A 335-nucleotide genomic window follows, 5' to 3' on the forward strand; every position below is an offset into this window, starting at 1 on the left:
AGCCGGATGAGCCGGACCCGCCGGCGGACGAGACGGAGCAGAACCGGACGGACGAGCGCATCCGCGTCGACGGCCGCTGCATCGACTCGATCCGCGCCCACGCGGAGGGCCTGCTGCCCGTCGAACTGAAGCTGCGCCACCACGTCGACGAATTGCACGCTCTCGCGGCCGGGATCGCGACGCGGCGGCGCGAAGGCGTCGCCTCCTTCGACGACGAAGCGGCGCGCCTCGAGCTCGCGTGCGCCCAGCTGGCCACGGGGCTGGAAAACACGGGCAAGGAATTGCATGGCGTGCGCGCGCGCCTGTTCGAGGCCGTGCTGGAAACGGCGCTGGTG

The 335-nt window shown here is 71.9% G+C and carries 1 protein-coding gene; it reads left to right on the top strand.

Features of this window, described 5'->3' with window-relative positions; translation table 11 throughout:
- The coding region (locus ACEN88_RS34855) for a hypothetical protein (protein WP_413346992.1) at positions 1-335 on the top strand (335 nt) is incomplete at both ends.

This window comes from Massilia sp. CT11-108, assembly GCF_047302915.1.
Classification (GTDB): Bacteria; Pseudomonadota; Gammaproteobacteria; order Burkholderiales; family Burkholderiaceae_D; genus Telluria; species Telluria orientalis.